This is a genomic window from Marinobacter sp. DSM 26671 (assembly GCF_900112835.1).
Lineage (GTDB): Bacteria > Pseudomonadota > Gammaproteobacteria > Pseudomonadales > Oleiphilaceae > Marinobacter > Marinobacter flavimaris.
In genome coordinates, this window is sequence record NZ_FONF01000018.1 from 83,683 (window position 1) to 89,682 (window position 6,000).

Here is a 6,000-nt window from a genome sequence, read left to right on the forward strand (position 1 = left end):
GATATCAGGCGCGCTTGAAGCTGGCCAGGGCGACAGCGGCGGTCACAAACAGGCCGCCAAATACGCGGTTCATCTGCCGCTGGCGCCGGGCTGTGGTCATAAACCGGAACAGCTGGCTTGCCAGCAGGGCGTAGCCGAGCATTACCAGGCAATCCACCAGAATCAGTGTGATGCCCATGGTGAGCAACTGCGGGCCATGGGGTGCGCCTGCTACCAGAAACTGTGGAAACAGGGCCACCAGAAAGACCGTGGCCTTGGGGTTGGTGAGGTTCACGAACACGGCATTCCAGAACCGCTTGTACCCGCTAACGGGCTGGCGGTCATCGTCCATGGATTCCATCACAGGCTCTCGCCATTTAGAAATGCCCAGCCAGATCAGGTAGGCAACACCCAGCCATTTGATAACCGACAGGGCGATGTTGGAGGACGCGATGATGGCGCCGAGGCCGGCACCCACCAGCAGAATCTGGATGCCAAAACCAAGCTGCAGCCCCATGATTGCCGGCAGCGATCGGCGAACGCCGTAACGCATACCATTACTCATGGTATTGATCGCCCCTGCACCCGGGGACACACTGATCAGAACGGCTGCAACAAGGAAGGTCAGCCAGGCTGCAAGTGACATGATTTACGCTCCCGAAAAAGCCAACAGATACACGGTATAAGCCACGAAGGCAAGTAGCAGGGCGCTCCCTTCAAACCGGTTGACACGTCCGGGCCCGCGGAAGCCATAGCACATGGCAAACAGAACCAGGGTGAGGGCAGCCATTACCGGGAAGTCACGGGTGAGCACTTCTGGCGCCACCGGCATGGGGGCAATCAGTCCTGCAATCCCCACGACGGCAAGGGTGTTAAACAGGTTGGAACCCAGAATGTTGCCCAGGGCCAGATCATGCTCTCCTTTGCGGGCGGCAATGATGGATGAGGCAAGTTCCGGAAGTGATGTACCAACGGCCACGATGGTCAGGCCGATAACCAGATCGCTGATGCCAAAGGTGGTCGCCAGATCAACCGCACCCCACACCAGTATGCGGGAGCTGATAATCAACAGCAGCAGTCCGACCACCAGCCATAAAATGGCTTTGCGCACTGGCATTGCGTTCACTTCTTCGGTCATCTCTGTAGCGAGAGCATCGTCTGGTTGCCGAAGGCCCTGGTAGATGCTCCAGCCAATCAGTACAACGAAAGCCAGCATCAGACCGATGGCATCCATCCGGCTCAGATCTCCGTCCCACAGTTGCCAGCCGGCAAAGGCGGTGACCAGAATGAGAATGGGTAGCTCCTTTCGCATGACCTGGGAGTGAACGGCGATCGGCGCCAGCAGGGCTGTGATGCCCAGAATCAACGCAATGTTGGTGATATTTGAGCCATAGGCGTTGCCCAGAGCCAGACCGGGATTACCCTGCGAGGCCGCCAGTGCAGACACGGCCATCTCTGGCGCAGACGTGCCGAAACCCACCACAACCATACCGATGAGCAGTGGTGGCGTACCGAAGTGGCTGGCTGTGGTAGCCGAGCCTTCCACAAATTTGTCCGCACTCCACACCAGCAGAATCAGGCCTGCAATGATCGCCCCAATGGCCATCAGCATTTCAATCACTCCTTGTCATCAATTGCCGTCTCGGCAGCGCAAGGATTAATGGTGCCACAGGTTCCGGCAATAGGTACAAATGCGCTTCGACCATAAAACCGATCCCGCTGTAATTGATTTCAATCAACCCTCGTATGGCCGCAGCAATGTTAGTTTGGTTAAACATTGATCAGGAAAGGAGTTGATGACATGGCAAATGGAAATCAAAGCATCGTAGTCGCGTGTGACGGTTCGGAGCATTCATCACACGCCGCCAAAATGGCAGCAGAGTTTGCCAAAGCGACGAGCCAGCCACTCAAACTGCTTGCCGTCTTCCCCGGTACCAAGCTCGAGAGACTGATCGTAAGTGGCATACCGCAGAGTGACATTGACGAACAAGCCAGCGAATACGGACGCAAGGCATTTGATGCCGCGAAGCAGGCGGTAAGCGGGATTGTTGAGCCGGCGGAAGAAGTCCTGCTAAAGGGTGATCCGGCCAAGGAAATCGTCGAGTACCTCGATGAACATCCCGGCTCCCATATGTTTCTGGGGCGCCGCGGCGACTCTACGTTGAGAAGCCTCACTCTTGGCAGTGTGAGCGAGAAGGTCGTCAGGCATGCCCATCGTCCGGTGACGGTGGTTAGTGAGTAACCGGCAAAACTTGGTAGACTCTCCAAAGCCCGCATGAAGCGGGCTTTTTCATTTCTGATCCTCAATGCACTCCATGTTTCGCCACAATTCATGCGAAAAACAACCGAGATAGCTCTGTGGCAGAGACTTTATGCTGACCGGGTAAATTCAACGAAACGAGGTGGCTATGAAGACTGCAGAGTTGATTGAGAAGTGGCTTGATAAGTGCGACCTGGCGAGACTGGCCCAGGAGCGCTACGAAGAAGATCCGAGCCCCACCAATTACTCGGAACTGAAAAGGGCCATGTGTGAACGACGGCTGATGGAAGAGCGCATTGATCCCAGGGCTAGCAATGCCCAAAGAATCTCAGCGTGAGTCGGCTTTCTCGGGCCTCAGAAACAACAAAACCCGCACGAGGCGGGTTTTGTCTGAATTCTTAATGGTGCCCGGAGGCGGAATCGAACCACCGACACGGGGATTTTCAATAAACTGCGTTACTAAAAACCTATTAAAATCAATGGTCTATATTTATAGAATTATGGTATGCGATAAAGTATGCTACAGACTGTGGCGCAAACTTGTTCGCGCATATTACGTGGTGCTCGCTTTTTAGCCGGACGAAGCGACTGGTGTTTTGCGAAGCGAACGCTTTAGAGTGGGCATCCGCTGTAGCTCCAGTGTTCTATCCTGCCATCACTACCCACAGTAAAGGTTTGCCTGCAGATATTTTGATTATATTGCCCCCAATAGTTTTGCCATGTAAGAACGCGCTTTCCATCTTGTGTATTAATAGAAGAGTACGGCGCTCCCCAGCTAGAGAGTAACTCAGATTCCCGCGCTCCTACCCATGACTCCATAACAGATTGTGTTGTAGTACAACCACTCATCAGAGCGAGAATTAAAATTACGAAAACCAGTCGCATAAATTTCTCCCTAGCCAAGTCTTCTTAGTGTCTATCATTATTCCTTTTTAAATTGCGAGCCGGATTGCGCCTGTTGCTCAATTATTGCATCCAGTTCCCCAGCTTCGACGGCTTCCTTCAGTTTATCCAATGTGCTCTTCACTTCGGCTTCGCTGTCTAGCTGGATAGCGTTTTTTCCCTTTGCGAACTCTAGCGGCTTGCTGCCGTAGCGCACAACTAGGTTAACCTTGCCGTCCGCAGTTTTTGCCCACCACCGTTTAACACGCTTGGGCACTTCAACTTTCTTCTGATTGCCGTCGCTGTCGGTAACCCATTTCGTTTTTGTCGGTGTGTAATCACTGTCGCCGGCAAGGAGTAGTTGCTCTTCGATTTTTGCAATCAATTTTAGTCGTCTACTGAATATCGGGCTTTTATTATTCGTCCCCTTAAGCTCAACAAACTTAAAATTCTTCAAAAAAACCATACCTGCTTCCTCCATGTCTAAGTACATACAATGTACTTTCTGAGTGGAGCAGAAGTCATCCGAAAAATAGAGCATCAACCGAATATACTAAAAACCCAGCCTGGCATGCCGAACAGCAATCCCCATGCGCCAACGGGTCCAGTTATCACAAAAAATAAAGGAAAAATTCCAACTAAAAACATTCCAAAGCTGCCAATCTGAATTGCAACCCACAGCCAATAAATGCTGCCAATAGCAATTAAAATTCCTAAAATCATAAAAACAAAGCCCATTGTACCGGAAATGAGCTCTTTAAATGAATTCATAGTTTCTCACTCCAAGTTATACAAGATAAAATTTAGTTGAATTCGCCGTATAAAACTTTTGAAATAATTTTTTCGGCTTGAGTAATATATCGAGTTACCTGTACAGAAATGATTCTTCTTTTAGCTGCTTCGTCCAAAACGCTATCATCTAACGTTTTCTGTTTAAGGTAGGCTAAATCAATAGACTTCGCCAAATCAAAATTGCTAATTTTCTCGTTTTTTTCTTTCGAAAGTCGTTTGGCATCATATAAATCAAAAGATTTCTTTAAGGCACTCGGAACCGCCGCCTTATTTAGATGATAGCGTGCCCTGCTCTGTCTAGGGTTACGAACAGCTCTACCTTTTTCAGTTCTCATGTGTTTTTTTAGGAGTTTGTCAATTGCCTTATCCACGTGCTGACGCTGACGATTGAGAGGTATGCTGAGAACTAGAGTGTCAGCGGAGGCTATGGTGCGCTCGGCATCCGTTACGCTCTCTAACACGCTCACTGTACTAGTGTGCACGGGCTCCGCAAACAAGAATTCACCCCTACGTTCTCCAGTGCTTACAGGGGTTCGCCACCAGTCACAAAACGCTTTATATCTATCTCCTTCATACCGAACGTCCCCAAAATCCTCGTGCACCCTCCTCATTTTCTGTTCATTTTCGGTTGGAATGTCTGTTAACAGAATATCGTCAGCATTTTGCTCACAAAGCCGGACGTATTCGGTATTCAGTGTCAGCGCGTACCACCACCAAAAATATGGAGACTTTTCTGCTCTCTCCCTATCAGGTGCTTTGTAGGATTTGAACGTCGGGTGGGGTGAGATAAAAAAACGTAGCATATGTTAACAACGATTAAAGGTTCTATTGCTTGTTGGAATTCAAAAAACGTCGGTCAGTATATCATGTATTCATCGTTTGAGAAAACGATTCAATCAAAACGAGGATTGCATGATGAAAACTGAAATTTTGGATGTAGATGTTAAAGGCACAATGGCGTATACACTGGGCCAGTTGAGGGAAAAACATGGCTTATGGGAAGCACAAAAAGACAGAGCGGATAAGGTTCTACATCGATTGATGGGCGAGTGTTTATCTCTGTATCGGCTGTGTTGCAAATCAGAAGTTTATGAGCAAGCGCTAAAATCTTGTGTCGATTTCAAATTCGGAAAAAATACGAAGCTTACAATAATTATAAGCAAAGCGATATTCGGAAATTCTAAGAAACATTACGCGTACGCGAAGGCGCTGGACAAGGCTATTGAAAACCAGGTTGGAGTTGACGAGAACATGACAATGTTTGATTGGTTACAACAAGAAGGTGGAATAAATGGTGTAATAAGAAAAAGTAAAGAATATGATAGGAGCAAAGATAAGGAGTTCGGAGAATATGTACTCGACGGGTATTACAATTTTGACAGAATGAAAGATAGCTTGAAGCCATCGTTTACGTTTGAGAACAAGCATATCTGTAATATTGTTGACGAACAGGGAAGAAACGATTGTTTTTTGTACGCGGTAGTTGAGAGAGGTGGCGAAAAAGTAAAAATACAGCCTGTGCCGATTGCAAAAGACGAGGTTGTAAAGAAAATGTATTCAGTGTTTATGTCGTACCTCGCGGAGGTTGGTGGCGAAAAGTACTACGATGAATTTTGCCAAAAGAAAAAGCAGCGCGAAGAGGATCACAAGAAAAGACTTTTGAAAGCCAAAAAGGAGATGGTAGATGAGTTAGAGCGGATTGCTGACATGGAAATTGACTGAAATCCGGTTTACAATCACGCAAACGGAGCCTGTAAATAAATCTGTGTAACTGCCCACCCCATTACAGGTGGCCGTCCAGGCGGTCACCGAATTCGATAATAAAGCGATTCAATGCCGGCTTCCAATCACGGATCGGCATGGTCCATTTCTTTGAGGCCTGTTGGATCGCCAGGAAGGCCACTTTCAGGGCCGAGTCATCACTTGGGAACAGCTTCCGGCGCTTGGTCGCTTTGCGGATCACGCTGTTCAGCGACTCAATGGCATTGGTGGTGTAGATCACTTTCCGGATCGCCGGCGGGTACTCGAAGATGGTGATCAGGTTATCCCAGTGGCTTTGCCAGGAACGAGAGATCTGTGGGTATTGG

Annotated in this window: 9 protein-coding genes; 3 read left to right on the forward strand and 6 right to left on the reverse strand. The window is 48.8% G+C overall.

Translation table 11 applies throughout. From position 1 onward, the window contains the following. Positions 1-4: 4 nt before the first annotated feature. Entirely contained in the window at positions 5-625 is a 621-nt protein-coding gene (rhtB, locus tag BM035_RS17205) for a homoserine/homoserine lactone efflux protein (RefSeq protein ID WP_008169293.1), read from the reverse strand. A 3-nt stretch (positions 626-628) separates the two neighbouring features. Then, positions 629-1,591 (reverse strand): calcium/sodium antiporter, encoded by a 963-nt coding sequence (locus BM035_RS17210; RefSeq protein WP_008169295.1) that lies wholly within the window; start codon positions 1,589-1,591, stop codon positions 629-631. A gap of 189 nt (positions 1,592-1,780) precedes the next feature. On the opposite strand from BM035_RS17210, the gene BM035_RS17215 reads away from it, so the two are divergent. Together BM035_RS17215 and BM035_RS17220 are read left to right on the forward strand one after the other, a co-directional pair. Further along, on the forward strand, positions 1,781-2,221 hold the full coding sequence (locus tag BM035_RS17215; RefSeq protein WP_053113016.1) for a universal stress protein: 441 nt from the start codon (positions 1,781-1,783) through the stop codon (positions 2,219-2,221). A 166-nt stretch (positions 2,222-2,387) separates the two neighbouring features. After that, positions 2,388-2,576, forward strand: a complete 189-nt coding sequence (locus tag BM035_RS17220) for a hypothetical protein (RefSeq protein WP_092033308.1) — start codon at positions 2,388-2,390, stop codon at positions 2,574-2,576. Between the two features lie 585 nt (positions 2,577-3,161). Here the strand turns inward: BM035_RS17220 and BM035_RS17225 are convergent. The 3 genes from BM035_RS17225 to BM035_RS17235 are packed head-to-tail and all read right to left on the reverse strand — an operon-like array spanning position 3,162 to position 4,716. Further along, the gene (locus BM035_RS17225) at positions 3,162-3,614 is read right to left on the reverse strand and encodes a DUF6641 family protein (protein ID WP_254775525.1); all 453 of its coding nucleotides are present in this window, start codon (positions 3,612-3,614) and stop codon (positions 3,162-3,164) included. Between the two features lie 47 nt (positions 3,615-3,661). Beyond that, positions 3,662-3,892, reverse strand: a complete 231-nt coding sequence (locus BM035_RS17230; protein WP_092033310.1) for a hypothetical protein — start codon at positions 3,890-3,892, stop codon at positions 3,662-3,664. Between the two features lie 32 nt (positions 3,893-3,924). Continuing rightward, positions 3,925-4,716: a hypothetical protein gene (locus tag BM035_RS17235; RefSeq protein ID WP_092033312.1), complete on the reverse strand. Its 792-nt coding sequence runs from the start codon at positions 4,714-4,716 to the stop codon at positions 3,925-3,927. Positions 4,717-4,825: 109 nt separating this feature from the next. On the opposite strand from BM035_RS17235, the gene BM035_RS17240 reads away from it, so the two are divergent. Beyond that, on the forward strand, positions 4,826-5,635 hold the full coding sequence (locus BM035_RS17240; protein ID WP_139216060.1) for a hypothetical protein: 810 nt from the start codon (positions 4,826-4,828) through the stop codon (positions 5,633-5,635). A gap of 61 nt (positions 5,636-5,696) precedes the next feature. Here BM035_RS17240 and BM035_RS17245 read toward each other — a convergent pair. Continuing rightward, positions 5,697-6,000, reverse strand: a 304-nt coding sequence (locus BM035_RS17245) for a transposase (RefSeq protein WP_139216046.1), incomplete at its 5' end; no start/stop codon positions are given.